This is a genomic window from Bacillus sp. AFS029533 (assembly GCF_002585125.1).
Classification (GTDB): Bacteria; Bacillota; Bacilli; order Bacillales; family Bacillaceae_G; genus Gottfriedia; species Gottfriedia luciferensis_B.
In genome coordinates this window covers 1-14541 of sequence record NZ_NUQC01000006.1, presented here as the reverse complement: position 1 = coordinate 14541, position 14541 = coordinate 1, and the positions used below count along the sequence as shown (strand labels likewise).

The window sequence follows — 14541 nt, the reverse complement described above, 5'->3', positions numbered from 1 at the left end:
TTAATTAATCCTTCTACTTTATTCAAGTATTTAGACAGATTACTTTAAATTTTATCTTTTTAGTTAACGTTATACTTCTATTTTGAATAATTTGTATCACAATTTGAACTACAAGTTTTTGCGATTGAACAAGAACCACATTTACCTTTTTTTGTTTTCTTTATATATCGTAAAAGTGTCCAACCTGCATATCCAAAAATAAGAGCTCCTATTATAATATTGACAATCATAAGTAGATACCCCTTTCTTTAGTAGCCTAATAGACTTCCAACCTGATAGATAATTAGCGCTAAGATATACGCAATCACTAGTGCATATCCAACTGAGAAATACGTCCATTTAGCTGAACCTGTTTCTTTACGAATTGTCGCAACAGTTGCAAGACATGGTACATACAATAAGACAAATACCATAAAGCTAAATGCTGAAAGCGCAGAAAACTGTGTCGACAATATTCCTTGTAAAGAATTTGCATTTGGCACGTGATAGATAATATTCATGGCAGATACAACTACCTCTTTAGCCAAAAATCCTGTCAGTAAAGAAGCTCCTGCTTGCCATGTCCCGAACCCTAACGGTGCAAGTATTGGTGTAAGTATTCCGCCAATCATTGCTAAAAAGCTATCATCCATTGAAACACCTAAACCACTTGGTCCCATATAAGATAATAACCAGATTACTACAGAACCACCAAAAATAAACGTACCTGCTTTTCGAATAAATCCTTTACCTTTATCCCATGTGCTTCTAAACAAAGCTTTACCTTGTGGCATACGGTATGGTGGGAGTTCTACAACAAATAATGAAAACTCACCTTTTAATATAGTAGATGAAAAGACCTTAGCTAGTATTAATGCAACTACTATTCCGAGTATATACAGTGAAAAAACAACTATTGCTTGATTTTTCGCAAAAAAAGCGCCAACGAATAGTGCATATACCGGCAAACGCGCCGAACAAGACATTAATGGTGTTAACAAAATCGTGAGTAGTCTCTCTCTAGGCTGTTCAATCGTTCTAGCTGCCATAACTCCAGGTACATTACAACCAAATCCAATAATCATTGGAATAAATGCCTTTCCGGTTAAACCAACCATTTCCATCGAACGATCCATTACTAAAGCCGCTCGCGACATATATCCAAAATCTTCAAGGAATGATATTAGTAAAAACAAAATAAAAATTTGTGGAACAAAGACTAAAACTCCACCAACACCGGCAACAATACCATCAAGAACAACTGCTTTTATAAAACCAGATGCATGTATTGCATTTAAGCCGTTTGTTAGCCAGTCTGTTATAGGTCCAGATAAAAACCCATCTAATGCGTCAGATAAGGGTAAGCCCAACCAATCAAAAGTAAGCTTAAACATTAAAAACATTGTCACTAGGAAAATAGGAATACCCAAAATTGGGTGTGTCACAAATCGATCAATTCGATCAGTTAACGTAACTGCTTCATTAGATTCTTTCTCCACGGATCTACCAATTAAATTTGAAATGACTTCTTTTCTTACAGAATAAATCCATTTTGAAGGTGAGACACCTTGTTCACTGTTTAATTGTTCCTCTGTTGTTTTAATTACTTGGTCAATTTTACTAAAATCGTAGGATGAAGCTATAAATTCTATTACCTCTTTATTGCCCTCTAAGATTTGTATTGCAGTCCATCTTTTAGGAATAGATAAATTTGAAGGTAATAGAGTCATAATATTTTTAATACCTTCTTCAATAATTAATCCATAATCAATTTCAAACTCAACTTCAGATTGAGGAATTGTCTCTAATAATTCATTTACCTCGTTTGTTCCCTTACCCGATCTAGCATCAATTGGAATAACTGGTACTTGTAATATCTTTGAGATACTAGAAGGATCAACTGAAATTCCTCTCCTTTTAGCAACATCGACCATATTTAGACCAATAATCATTGATTTATTAAACTCTAGAAGTTGAAGTGTAAGCATTAAATTTCTCTCTAATTGAGCAGCGTCAACAATATTAATCATTCCATCAAATGTTTCATTTACAAAAAAATGTGAAACAACGGCCTCATCTTTTGAAAGAGGGCTTAGAGAATAGATACCTGGTAAATCAATTAAATTTCCAAGTTTATTTTTAATAGTCCCTACCTTTTTTTCAACGGTAACCCCACTCCAATTTCCTACGTATTGGTATGTACCTGTTAAATTATTAAATAGAGAAGTTTTTCCTGTATTTGGATTTCCAATAAGCGCTATATTTAACATATTTTTTCTACCTTTATCCCCGATGCATCTAGAAATCGAATACCAAGTGATTGTCCACAATTTTCTATCATACAAGGTCCCTTAAATGGCATTGTACATTGTAGGCAGACCATAGACCCTTCACTTATCCCTAAATCTAAAAGACGTCTCTTCACTGCATCAGCTAGTGATGACAAATCTGTTATTTTTGCTTTTTCGCCTTTTTTTAATTCTGAAAGTAGCATAAGTGATTCCCCCGGATCAAAACTTATTATATATAAACAATCAATAATGATAATCTTTATCAATATCTTTATCTTAAGTCAATACTAGTTAATTGTCTACCTGCTTTTATGAAAAGGTTTACCTAAGAAAAAAATTCCAAAACCGAGCAAAAAAAACAAGAAAAAACCCACAAAGAAAATTCTATGTAGGCTTTTTTGAAAACAATGATTAATTAATTCTTTATTATTTTAAGTCTTTAACTTCTTTTAATACGCTTTCTAATTCGTCACCAGCTTGGTTAAGTGTATCTGCATTCAATGGAGATACCTTTACTCCTGCTTCAATAATATGAAGTGGCGTTTCAACTTTTTCATAAAGTGATTTGTCTTTATCTTTTACTGAGTCTTCGAATTTTTCCCATGATTTTTCAAGGGCTTCTCCGCTATCTTTTGCCTTTGCTTCATCATTATTTGAAATTTGTGTTTTTAATTCTGAAATCGTTTTGATCATATCATCAGAACCAGTTTCAATTGCATCGTCTGTTTTCGTTCCACATGCAGATAAAGTTAAAGATAGTCCTAATGCCATTGCTGCGACTAGTTTTTTATTAGATAACATTTTTAGTTCCCCCTGAGTTTTTACTACTTTTTTTATTGTTTTTATTTGAGAATCTATTATATATTACGGCAATACAAGCTATTAATAACAAGATCATTTGAGGTATAAAGCTCTCCCAAGTTGAATAGATCGCAAAGAAATCAATTGTTGGAATAGGAGCTTGGGTCGCTGGAAGTAATCCAGAAAGTTGTAAACCATGAATACCCATGCCGGCAAATTTAAAGCATAAATAGAACATTAATATACTTGAGACAAGGAAAAACGGTCTCATTGGAATTTTCAGTCCAACCTTTAAGATTAAGAAGCTTAGTATTGCTAAAATTGCGAAGCCTAAACCAATTCCTATTAATAATGAAGACAGTTTAATTGATGATGCCATTCCAATAAAGAATAATACAGTTTCAGTTCCTTCACGAAAAACTGCTAAAAACGCAAGAATTGATAACGATAATAAGCTACCAGTATTTAATGCTCGATCACTCTTAGTTTTAATATACTGTTGCCATTGCTTTGTATTAGATTTGCTATGTAACCAATAACTCATATATAAAAGCATGACAGCAGCAAATACTCCAGTCCAGCCAGCGATTAAGAAGTTGTTACTTCCAAAAGTACCTGCTGAAAATAAAATATTTACAATGACACCTAGTATGATGCTGACGCCTAATCCAGCACCAACGCCAAACCAGATCCACTTACTTTTCTTTTCTTGTCCAGACTTTTTAATAAATCCTAGTAATGCAACTACTACTAGTAATGCTTCTAAACCTTCTCTAAGTAAGATTGTAATAGCATCAATCATTGTATAACTAGTTTTAGATGCTAACGGTAATAAATAATCACGCATATCAGTAATTGTTTTTGTAGCCGCTTTTACATCTGGTGTTTTAGCAGTAAGCATTGCATAGGACGTAACCATATCTCTTTCAGCATCCGTGTAAACTGTTTGAGATTGTGTTAATACAACACCTTCAATATTGATCCAAGATTTTCTAAATTGATCAATCTCCGAAGTTGCTTCTGATACATTATTATCTTTTAAATCTGCTAATGCTTTGTTTAATATTTCAATTAAATCTTCTACACTACCTGTACTTTTTGAATTTAATTTTGAACTAGCAAACTGATGAGAAATAAACTTTTCATTTACCTCTTCTAATTCTTTAAGTGCAGTTACTAGTGCATTTTGATTCACTGTTTTTTGTGCTAGGTTATACTGAACCATTCCCATAGCTTCCTCGATTTTGCCATATGCTTCAATCGATTTATTTTTTATTCCATCCTCTTTATCAAGCCACTCGTCGTTGAATTTTTTATATTCCTGCTCAGCAGATTTAAAATCTCCTTTTTGTGCAGATTGAATTGCACTTTCTACAAAAGAATTTGCATGTGTTAAATCCTCTTCAGGGCTTGCAGCAAAGGTTTTAAACGGTAAAACTAATAATAGTAAAGCTGTTAAAGTTATTTTAATAAGAGCCTGCTTCATCGTTGAATTTCCCCTTAAATATAAATGATAATCATTATCACCTCTTGATAATAAGGGTATTTCAAGTAATAGTCAATTATATTTTTATTAATTATTTCTAATGTGTATATCAACATTCGACTAAATAAAAAAAACTGAGGAAAAGTTCCCCAGTTCAGTCGATAATCAATTTTTTAAGTTTTCGCCTCAAAAGACATTCCTTCATTTACAAAGCCATACTGTTTAATTAAAGAATCACGGTCTAAATAAATTCGTTCTGGATGTGGATGACTTAGAAAATTATGATGTGAGATCGCCCAGCCATACGCTCCCGCATAGCTAAATAACAAAATGTCTCCTACCCGTAATTTAGAAATGATGACTTCTCTAGCTAATACGTCATTTGGTGTACAAAGTTCTCCTGCTACTGTAATCTTTTCATCGATAACTTCAGGTCTTTCAAAAGAATATGGCCACTTTTCTACTGGGATGACGGTAAATGGATGGCTTTGCTTCCAAGCTGCAGGAAGTCTTAAATGATGACTTCCACCTCGTAGAATACAAAAATACTCACCGTGATTTTGTTTAATGTCTAGAACTTCCGCTGCGTAATAGCCACAGGAAGAAGTAATATACCGACCGCACTCAAATAAAGTATTCCAACTTTTGTCATTATGTTTTTCAAGTACTTTTTCCAATTGTTCCGTAAAATCTTCCCAATCAAATTGCTTATCTAACTGTAAGTAATTAATACCAATTCCTCCACCAACATTTACGTATTTAATGTCTAACTCCCACTTGCTACTCCACTTTTTTGTCAATTCATAGCAATGATCTACAAAAGAAGCATGCGATTTTGAATCAGTATTATTCGACATGGCATGGAAATGGAAACCTTGTAATTCTAAGTTGGGTAATCCTTCTATTAAGGAAATTGCCATATCTATTTCTGTCTCATCAATACCAAATTGTGTTGGCACTCCAGCCATTTTTAATTTAGCTGACGGTACAGAGTGACGTAAATTAACTCGTAATAATATTGAAACGGAGACTTTTTTTTGCATTGCTATATAATTAACGAGTTTTATTTCATGTAAGCTTTCAACATGAAGCAAGGTTACTCCATACTCTATTGCCATTTCAATTTCATGATGTGTTTTACCAGGGCCGCCAAATAGAATTGGTATAGTACGATCAATATTTCTTACCTTTTCAATTTCTCCTAACGAGGCTACTTCAAAACCATTCACAATTGGTGCCAATGCTTTAAGAATCATTTCATCTGAATTTGCTTTTATTGCATAAAATAATCGACAGCTTGAAGGAAGAGTTGTCATTAATGAATTTACATGATTTCGTAATTTTGTTAGGTCATATAGATATGCACAAAATGGACGATCTTGCTCCTGACTTTGTGTTTGCACAATTTTTGCGATCATTTTCATACACTCCTAAGAATAATAAAGTTATACTTTTAAGATTTCTCTTCTTTTCAACACAATCATTAAAGTGGTTAAGATGCAGCCAAGCCCCATTACACTTCCCGCCCAAAGAATTCCCAAACTTGATGCCATTGCTCCAATTAATAGTGCACCTAGTGGAATAAATCCTCGATCCATTAAAGCTATACTCATAATTCTTCCCCGGAGATGATCTGGAACTTGCTTTTGTAGAGTAATTCGACTTAACGTTCTATATGTTTGACTCGTTAAACCAACTAGGAACATTGCCAAACCTGCAACTAGATAATTATTTGTGCCAATAAATAATAGCAGTGATAGACCGAATCCAATAATTGAATAAATTAGCCATTTACCCGTTTCAATAATCTCTTTTCCAACGGATAACCAGCTTGTCCCAATTATTGCACCAATGGAAGAAATCGATAATAAAACACCAAATCCTTCAGGACCGAGATGCAATAACTCTTTAGCAAACAGTGGCGTCATTGTCGTATATGGGAAACCAAATACCATTGGAACAATTGCTAATATAAGCAAGGACTGAACTGATGGCTTCTTCTTTACGAAATCGACAGCTTCTTTTATTGTTATTTTTGCATCTTTATCTTTATCTTTATATTTAATCGATTGGTAGTCTGCCCGAATAATAGCTAAAGAGATTAAGACAGCAAATGTACCCCATGCATTTATATAAAATAAATTTGCTATATTTGTAATTCCTAACAAGATACCAGCAATTGCAGGCCCAATAATTCGCGATAGATTAATAATCATTGTATTAACCGCAAGAGCGCTCGCCATTGAACTTTCTGGTACAAGGTTTGGTATTAGCGCATTTCGAATTGGTGGATCCATAGCTGCAAGCATCGACCGTATCGTCACAATTAGTGCAAACAGCCAAAATGCTGGACCTTTTGCAACAAGAAATCCTATCACAAATGTTAACAGCATCATTCCTACTTGAAGCCATATTAACAATTTACGACGATCTAACCTATCAGCCATGATTCCCGCTGGAACACTTAATAAAAATGTTGGAACTAATCTACAAGCGTTCATAATGCCTAAATGAATTGGAGAATTTGTAAATTGCAAGACAGCCCAATTTAATGCAACTAAATCCATCCAATCTCCAACTCTTGAAATTAAGCTTCCCGCCATAAAAGTATTGAAGGACTTTGATTGAAAAGCAAAACGCGAATTCTTTTTATTCTGTACTTCAATTTGTGCCATTTGAAATTCGTTCCCTTTTACTTAAATTCATGAAGAGGATTTGGTACTATTGCGTAAGAATATCCTTTCTTTGTAGGATCTAGTCGCATTTTTGTAAGTGCCTTGTGCTCAACCTTCATTTGATAAAGAGCTTCGCGGTCACATGCCACATTTTCTGTCAACGTCGGGTCTGCCTTTAATTTGTCAAAAACTCGATTACAGATTTGATGAATTTCTTGCCAAAGGTCACTCTCATTAAGACCGAACTCCTTACAAACTTGTAAAATTAACTCTCCTAAATGGTTTTGAAATACTGTATAAAACAATTTATTGTGCACTTCTTTCAAATCATCTGTCGCCGTTATCGAACCGGGATAAAGCTCTACATGTAAATTGTTTTTCTTAAGCCTTTCTTTATAAATTCGTAGACCACCCCAATCACGGAATAGCATTCGGACAGGTTGACCGTTCTTAAATACCATCACACTATTTTGCAAATGTCCCTCTAAACCGATGCCATATTTAACTAATAGTGTCAAAAATCCAGGTAACGCAATATTTGCATATTCTGAAACAAATTGATAAGCAGCCTGTCTAATTGAGGATTCATTTGTAGCTTTAGCATATTGGTCAATTAATTCCGAGACGATGGTCTTTTCTGAAATTGGTGATTCTGAAAATAGTGAACTTCCGACAATTGCAACTTCATCATTGTAAGTAAATGACTCAATATTTTCGCGTAATACTGCAGATAAATTACTATTTTTTTGCTTATCATTTTCTTTTTTGAAATTGTAACCAGCAACCTCATAAACTGGTACAAACTGTTTTCTTAACACTTGTTCATTTTCCATAATGGACTTTATTAATCTAGTAAAAATTGTAGAATTATTTGTTGTATTTGCAGAAATTGTACGAACAGTTGAGGTCATTTGACTATTAACCGCAACTTTAATTGCATAGTTCATGCACTCCTGGCTCCCAAGTGGTACAACAGTTCGGAAAGAAGATGTTGATCCACAAGGAACGTGAAATGATCGGATTGGAACAATAGTCTGTTCATTCAATTCTTGCTTATAAACTACAGGAATAGCGTTTTCTAGTTGCCATGGATGCACTGGAACGATGACATATTCTTCTATACGATGGCCTTGTAGCTGAAATTGTTGCTCAACTACTTTTCTTAATTCAGGGTAAACCTTAAATAGTAGTTTATTTGCATCCTCTTCAAATTCATCTTTCACACACCATTCAACACGATCTTTTAAAATGCCGACAAATTGAATTGTAGCCACTCCACCAAACTCAGGTGCATATTGAAAAACATCTTCAGCTTTCATATCGACTTTCGTCTTTGTACCTGGATGAAGATTATGCCCTTCAACCGAAAGCTGTTCAAAAAATAAGCTACTGTCAAATGCTGAATCTAATTTTTTCTGTAACAGTACCCAGTCTAAAACATTCGTAATCTTAAATTCTGAAGCTCTCTTTTGAAGCTCTTTTTTCTTTTGATCCCAATACGCATAGGATAATGCAAGATTTGCACTCCCATTAATTAGTTCCTTAGCAAGCTGCTCCCAAGCAAACTTTTCACCTTCGTATTGGAACTCATTTTTGTGATGAACAATTTCCAACAGTTCAACCGAGTGATTTATTGGTCTTACTTCCTTCTCAGTAACAAATAATATTTCACCGTCGACCTCAATTCGATTAAACGCATAAGTACGACTTACCGGAATAACCAAACATTCATGCTCATTAAGAGTATATAGTTTATAAGTTTTGCCTGATTGTAGGTTATAAGATTGTACCTGTTGAATAACCATTCTCCAAAAGCTTGTGATAGCTGGTACATTTAATGCATAGATCGAATCAATAACATATAAATCATGTGAGTTTGTAGAAAAATTAAGTATGTTTTCTCTTAACATTGAACCGACGAGCCGGTTTAAAATACCACGTCTTCCTTTTTCCAGGTTTACCATATAATTTGGAATTAGATTTGGCGTATGACCTACTAAAAAAGTAAGATTCTCTGCTTCATCTGCCAAAAGTTCTCCGTTACGTAGTTTTTCAAATGATTCATATAAAAAACCTTTTTCTAATAATACTTTGGTTAGACTTGTACTCATTCTCCGACTTCTCCTTTCCAGTACTTCATTGGATTTGGAACTTTCATAAATGAATAAGCAGTACTATCTCCTTGTAGTCGCATCGTTGCTAAAGCCTTTAGGTTAATCAATGGTTGAAAAAATGCTTTTTCATCCGAAGCTGCTTGTACATTAATCGAGGGGTCCTTTTTTAATTCCTTGAATATCTCTCTACTAACGTTAACAATTTCTTCCCATAGCTCTACTTCATCGAATTCTAATGTACGAACTATACAAGTTATTAACTCAGCAAAATGATTCTGCATAACTGAATACGATATGATATTATGTAACTGGCTTTCCTCATCAGTAACAATTGATGAACCAGGATAAAATTCTGCTTCAAATCCTTGTTTCCACATTCTTGACGGAAGTATTCGAATTCCACCAAAATCTCTCACTAAAATGCGTACTAGCTCACCTTCTCTAAAGACCGTAACACTATTTTGCATATGACCTTCCAAGCTAATTCCATAACGTACCATCATTGTTAAAAAGCCAGGTAACGACGTTCTTGCATATTTACGAATAAATAGTTTAGCAGCCTCGTTCAGATCATCTAAATGATTTACAATAGCTAATTTTTCAATTAACTCGATCACAATTGGCTTTTTACTTATTGGAGATTTTGAAATTAATGATGCTGCAGCCATTGGAATTTCATCCTCAAATAGAACATAGTTTTCGGGATTTTCTCTTAAAATAGATGCTAAATTTGCTTGAAGTTTCCATTGCTCTTCCTCAGAAATATTTATACTTTCGGGCTTAAAATGAATTCCCGCTCGTTCTTCTAGCACAATAAATCTCCCATCAAATCCATATTCCTTTTCTTGGATTGCTTTAAATATTTTTGAAAGTATCGGACCATTTACGACAGAATTAGGTGATACAGTACGAATAGCACTTGTTGTTTGCACGTTAACTGCCGTTTTTATATGATGTTTTTTCTCTCCTAAATTTTGAATCGGAGCTAAAGATCGAAATGACACTAATGATTGAGTTGGAATAACAAAATCACTGATTGGAATTATTTTTCCTTGCATAATCTCTTTTTCATAAAATGCATTTAATGTATTTTCAAATTGCCATGGATGTACCGGTATCAATTCAAAATCACTAAGCTGTAAGCCTTTATTATGTAAAACCGCTTCAACAACAGGTTGTAAATTTTCATACTCTTTAAATAACCAATTTGTAATTGTAGTTTCATCAATGGATGTCGTTCGACAAAAGTCTTTTGATACTGCAATAACGACTACTTCTGGTTTGCCACCCCATTCCGGTGAGTATTGAATTACCTCTTCGACACTAAGGCCAAACTTTGTTTTTGCTCCAGGATGTAAAGGATGCCCTTCAACTACACATTGTTCAAAAAATGCAAGTGGACTAAATTTTTTGTCCTGTTTCTTTTGATGTAGAGCCCATTCTATTGAAGAATCTATCGAAAATTGTTTTGCCTTTTCCGCTAATTCTTGATGATTGATTGTAGCACCCGTTAGAGCCAACGTTAGATTAGCTACACCATTTTGAATTTCGTGCTTAAATCGTTCATACTGCTCTGTAGTTGCTTTCTCCAACATACCTTCATTCTTTAATAACTCAATCAGTTCAACAGGATGCATTAGTTCGTTAGATAATGAATTGTCAATTACACTTACATCACCAGTTAGATCGAATCTTCCAAGTGAGTGTAATTTGCCAACAGAAACTTGCAGAAGTCTTCCACTAGGTAGATTTACGTTAATTTTTGACACTTCACCATTTATCCAATTAATTCTTTCTTCTGGTATCAACTTTTCTCTTATAAACGCTTGTAAAAGACGTTGAAAAATTCCTCTTCTTCCGGCTTTCACATTAGAAAGATAACCTACCAATAATTCAGGTTTTTCACTTTTAAGATAGTTCAAAGTTTTTAACTCTTCCTGATCTAAATGATCATAATTTGTTAGTTCATCTTTGTTCTGAATATTAATCATTTCTACACATCCTCTAATGATTTTCATTTAAATTCAAGAAAATGATAATGATAATTATTATCAACACAAAACACATTATCATATTAAGTGATAATGATTATCAGTGTCAATATTTTTTATTCCAATATTTTCTAATTTATAAAAAATAAAAAAGCAAAAAGTATATAACTTTTCGCTTTTAGTGTGTAGAAAACGTTCAAAAATCAACTATACAATTGAGTGAAAACTTTGTTTTTAAGAGGTATTAGTTAGAAGATGTAACTAATACCTTCTCTTCAATATTTAATATCTTATAAAGTTCATCTAGTTTTTGGATTTCATAAGTTGGAACTACATCTGAGTCATTTGAATGCATTTTTGGATTGACCCAGCAAGTATCGATTCCTGACCCTGCCCCACCAATTATATCCGCGCTAAATGAGTCTCCAATAATCAATGTCTTTTCTAATTCAATATTTGGAATTCGATCAAATACATATTGAAAGTATTCTTTCATTGGTTTTTGATAACCAGTATCCTCAGAAACGAAAATGTCTTTAAAGAAAGGATAAATACCCGCCGCATTCAAACGTTTATATTGTGTCTTTGAAACTCCGTTCGTGACAATATATAACTCGAATTCATGCTGAAGACTTGTAAGTAATTCATACGCACCTTCAACTAATTGATTTCCCTCTCCTAAATAACTTTGGTAAGACTGTTCCAGCAGAAAACCGTCAACTTCAATACCAAACTCTTTAAATAAGGTTGAAAAACGTGTGTTCACCACATCATCTCGACTTATTTTACATTCTTCAAATGACTTCCAAAGTCCATGGTTTATTTCTTTGTACCTTGACTTAACTTCATCCGTTAATGGTAATTTTTGATCTTTAAATAGAGACTGTAATGCTACTTTTTCTGCTGCACCAAAATCTAATAATGTATCGTCTACATCTAATAATAATGTTTTGTATGTTTTCATAACATTTCCCCATCTCTATTTATTTAATTCATATTTTACTAGATTGATTTTTAACTAGCTTAATACGTTTCATACTTATTCCGCTTAATTTAAAAATTAATATACCACTTATAATAAGCAAAACACCAATTAGATGCTTAGAAGAAAACGGAACTTTCTCAAGACCTAGCCATCCCATAGAATCAAATAACATTGCAAACAATAATTGAGATGTGAGAACAATTGATATCGCATAAGTTGGTCCAAGAATTTTAGTACTATTCGTTAAGCAGAAAACAACACCTACACCGACTATTCCGCTAATCCAATACCAATTTTTCATATTATGCAAAACAAATAATTCCTTACCTTCAAATAAAAGCCCCATTCCGAAAGAGGCTAAAAAGCCCATTCCTAATACAAATGTAGTTGTCACCCATATTCCTGCCCGTTCATTAACTTTACTATTGAATATGTTTTGTAAACCAATTAGTGATCCTGCTATTAAAGATAATATTAATCCATAAAGCATAAATTACACCTCCAAAAAAATTCTGTATGAGTCCTAAAATTATCATTCGTATATATTATTCCTTGCAAGAATACTCAAACCGGCTCGATCTTTAATAAGGATACTCCCATTTTTTCGCTCTACTAGGTCATCTTTACAGAACTGTTGAATAACTCGATTAACATGTCGATAACTCGTTCCGATTAGATTTGCTGCGTCTTTAAGATTGATCGGATTTATATTATCGTTTTGTAAAGAATTCGCTTCATGGTATGAAACCGATAATAAGTAACTTGCTAGTCGAACTTCTACTGGATACATTAAATTAAAGCTCATTGAATTCGACTTAATAAGAAACTTTTCCGTTATGATTTCTAATAAAAATTGAAGAAACGGTGCATAGTCTTTACCAATTTTTTTTAACCAACGATAATCTACAGCAATCATCTCAACCGCAGATATGGCTTGAACCGTATTTATATAGTTAGAGCCTCTTACATATTCAATATCTCCAATTATTTCAAGAGGCGTTTTAAATGATAGAATTAACGTTTTACCCTCCGCTGAAGAAGTATAAACTTTGATTTTCCCTTTTACTAAAATAAACAAAGTTTTTGGTGAGTCTCCTTGAGAACAAATAAGTTCTCCTTGCATGAATCGTTTAAGAGTTAAATGAGCTTTTAAATCCTCATTAAAGACTGCTTCAATATTATGTTCAGCTAAAAAACGATTAATTTGTTCAATATCACTAGTGATTTTCAAGTTAACTTCACCTCCTGTAAATTTACTTTTAAGACCCTAACACAATCACACCGATTATCATCATACCGATTCCAATAAATTGTGACGGACTAATAGTAAGCTTTTTGACTCCGAACCAGCCTCTACTATCAATGATAAATGTTAAACTTAGCTGTGCGATTAAAAGTACAGAAATTGAAAATGTCACACCAATAATATGAATTGAGGTCACATTACAAAATATAACAAATGCTCCAAGTGCCCCACTTAATAAATAAATTGGATTCACTTTCTTAACTTCAGCTAATTTTTTATCTTTTATTAATAGTAGTACGAATAAAGCTACAATAAAACCTGTAAACTGTGTAATTGTAGCTGCTTGCCAAGTACCTATATCACTACTTATTTGAGAATTGGCAACTCCCTGTAGTGTAATGAATGCTCCGCCGATAATTGCTAATAAAATTCCTTTCATATTTTTCACTCCTGACATATTGATTTCTTCATTATTAAACGATATTGGAAGGTTGTTTGGGAAGGACATATGTCCTAAAGGAAAATTGAACGATCTTTGCAATTGTGAAAAACTTTTTAGATTATATAAATTTCTGTGGATAGTTTGTAGATATAGTTTTGGGAGTGTGAGATTTCTGTGGATATTCTGCTATTATGTGGAAAACCTCATATAAAAATGTGGAGAATTGTAACTATTAGTGGATAAATTGATGATGCATTTTTTGGGAAATCTTCTAGTTTTGTGGATATTTTGTTACTAAATAGATGAAGTCGGATACTATAAGAAGAAATTAAAATCTGATATAGTGAAAAAACTGCAAATAAAGTATATTGATTCGCAATTAAATCCCCTTAGTCTGCAATTATTTGAGGAACTGCAAATATTTTTCGATAATCGCAATTAAAATGATCAAATCTGCAATTATATTTCTGGAATCGCAAATAAAAATAGCACATCTGCAAATAAAATTAAGAATGCATGTAGACTAAAAAA

General features: G+C 33.2%; 13 protein-coding genes. All 13 read right to left on the bottom strand.

Features of this window, described 5'->3' with window-relative positions; all coding sequences use genetic code 11:
• Window positions 1-77: 77 nt before the first annotated feature.
• The 13 genes from COE53_RS03115 to COE53_RS03055 all read right to left on the bottom strand — a co-directional run bounded on the left by COE53_RS03115 (window position 78) and on the right by COE53_RS03055 (window position 14007).
• The gene (locus tag COE53_RS03115; protein ID WP_025568315.1) at window positions 78-230 is read right to left on the bottom strand and encodes a FeoB-associated Cys-rich membrane protein; all 153 of its coding nucleotides are present in this window, start codon (window positions 228-230) and stop codon (window positions 78-80) included.
• An 18-nt stretch (window positions 231-248) separates the two neighbouring features.
• Window positions 249-2249 carry a ferrous iron transport protein B gene (gene feoB / locus COE53_RS03110; protein WP_098947450.1) on the bottom strand — a complete coding sequence of 667 codons (2001 nt, stop codon included), beginning with the start codon at window positions 2247-2249 and terminating at the stop codon, window positions 249-251.
• Window positions 2243-2473, bottom strand: a complete 231-nt coding sequence (locus COE53_RS03105) for a FeoA family protein (protein ID WP_069034958.1) — start codon at window positions 2471-2473, stop codon at window positions 2243-2245. The genes feoB and COE53_RS03105 overlap by 7 nt, the downstream gene beginning before the upstream one ends.
• 223 nt (window positions 2474-2696) lie before the next feature.
• The gene (locus COE53_RS03100) at window positions 2697-3071 is read right to left on the bottom strand and encodes a hypothetical protein (RefSeq protein ID WP_098947448.1); all 375 of its coding nucleotides are present in this window, start codon (window positions 3069-3071) and stop codon (window positions 2697-2699) included.
• Entirely contained in the window at window positions 3061-4557 is a 1497-nt protein-coding gene (locus COE53_RS03095; RefSeq protein WP_091023371.1) for an FTR1 family iron permease, read from the bottom strand. Before COE53_RS03095 ends, COE53_RS03100 begins: the two co-directional genes overlap by 11 nt.
• A 173-nt stretch (window positions 4558-4730) precedes the next feature.
• On the bottom strand, window positions 4731-5975 hold the full coding sequence (locus COE53_RS03090; protein WP_098947446.1) for a type III PLP-dependent enzyme: 1245 nt from the start codon (window positions 5973-5975) through the stop codon (window positions 4731-4733).
• Between the two features lie 27 nt (window positions 5976-6002).
• Window positions 6003-7232, bottom strand: coding sequence for an MFS transporter (locus COE53_RS03085; RefSeq protein WP_091023367.1), 1230 nt, complete (start codon window positions 7230-7232; stop codon window positions 6003-6005).
• 17 nt (window positions 7233-7249) lie between these two features.
• A complete protein-coding gene (locus tag COE53_RS03080; protein WP_098947445.1) occupies window positions 7250-9343 on the bottom strand; it encodes an IucA/IucC family protein in 2094 nt (697 codons plus the stop codon).
• Window positions 9340-11337, bottom strand: coding sequence for an IucA/IucC family protein (locus COE53_RS03075; protein ID WP_180242383.1), 1998 nt, complete (start codon window positions 11335-11337; stop codon window positions 9340-9342). Before COE53_RS03075 ends, COE53_RS03080 begins: the two co-directional genes overlap by 4 nt.
• 244 nt (window positions 11338-11581) lie before the next feature.
• Window positions 11582-12301, bottom strand: a complete 720-nt coding sequence (locus COE53_RS03070; protein ID WP_091023358.1) for a YjjG family noncanonical pyrimidine nucleotidase — start codon at window positions 12299-12301, stop codon at window positions 11582-11584.
• Window positions 12302-12329: 28 nt separating this feature from the next.
• On the bottom strand, window positions 12330-12812 hold the full coding sequence (locus COE53_RS03065; RefSeq protein WP_069034964.1) for a DMT family transporter: 483 nt from the start codon (window positions 12810-12812) through the stop codon (window positions 12330-12332).
• 42 nt (window positions 12813-12854) lie between these two features.
• Window positions 12855-13553, bottom strand: a complete 699-nt coding sequence (locus tag COE53_RS03060) for a Crp/Fnr family transcriptional regulator (RefSeq protein ID WP_091023356.1) — start codon at window positions 13551-13553, stop codon at window positions 12855-12857.
• A 28-nt stretch (window positions 13554-13581) separates the two neighbouring features.
• Window positions 13582-14007: a DMT family transporter gene (locus COE53_RS03055; RefSeq protein WP_069034966.1), complete on the bottom strand. Its 426-nt coding sequence runs from the start codon at window positions 14005-14007 to the stop codon at window positions 13582-13584.
• Window positions 14008-14541: the final 534 nt, after the last annotated feature.

Bases quoted from the DNA above. Each gene is read 5' to 3' on its own strand.
- COE53_RS03080 (WP_098947445.1), bottom strand. From the start codon at position 9,343: ATGAGTACAAGTCTAACCAAAGTATTATTAGAAAAAGGTTTTTTATAT.
- COE53_RS03085 (WP_091023367.1), bottom strand. From the start codon at position 7,232: ATGGCACAAATTGAAGTACAGAATAAAAAGAATTCGCGTTTTGCTTTT.
- COE53_RS03070 (WP_091023358.1), bottom strand. From the start codon at position 12,301: ATGAAAACATACAAAACATTATTATTAGATGTAGACGATACATTATTA.
- COE53_RS03105 (WP_069034958.1), bottom strand. From the start codon at position 2,473: ATGCTACTTTCAGAATTAAAAAAAGGCGAAAAAGCAAAAATAACAGAT.
- COE53_RS03100 (WP_098947448.1), bottom strand. From the start codon at position 3,071: ATGTTATCTAATAAAAAACTAGTCGCAGCAATGGCATTAGGACTATCT.
- COE53_RS03090 (WP_098947446.1), bottom strand. From the start codon at position 5,975: ATGATCGCAAAAATTGTGCAAACACAAAGTCAGGAGCAAGATCGTCCA.
- COE53_RS03065 (WP_069034964.1), bottom strand. From the start codon at position 12,812: ATGCTTTATGGATTAATATTATCTTTAATAGCAGGATCACTAATTGGT.
- COE53_RS03055 (WP_069034966.1), bottom strand. From the start codon at position 14,007: ATGAAAGGAATTTTATTAGCAATTATCGGCGGAGCATTCATTACACTA.
- feoB (WP_098947450.1), bottom strand. From the start codon at position 2,249: ATGTTAAATATAGCGCTTATTGGAAATCCAAATACAGGAAAAACTTCT.
- COE53_RS03115 (WP_025568315.1), bottom strand. From the start codon at position 230: ATGATTGTCAATATTATAATAGGAGCTCTTATTTTTGGATATGCAGGT.
- COE53_RS03095 (WP_091023371.1), bottom strand. From the start codon at position 4,557: ATGAAGCAGGCTCTTATTAAAATAACTTTAACAGCTTTACTATTATTA.
- COE53_RS03075 (WP_180242383.1), bottom strand. From the start codon at position 11,337: ATGATTAATATTCAGAACAAAGATGAACTAACAAATTATGATCATTTA.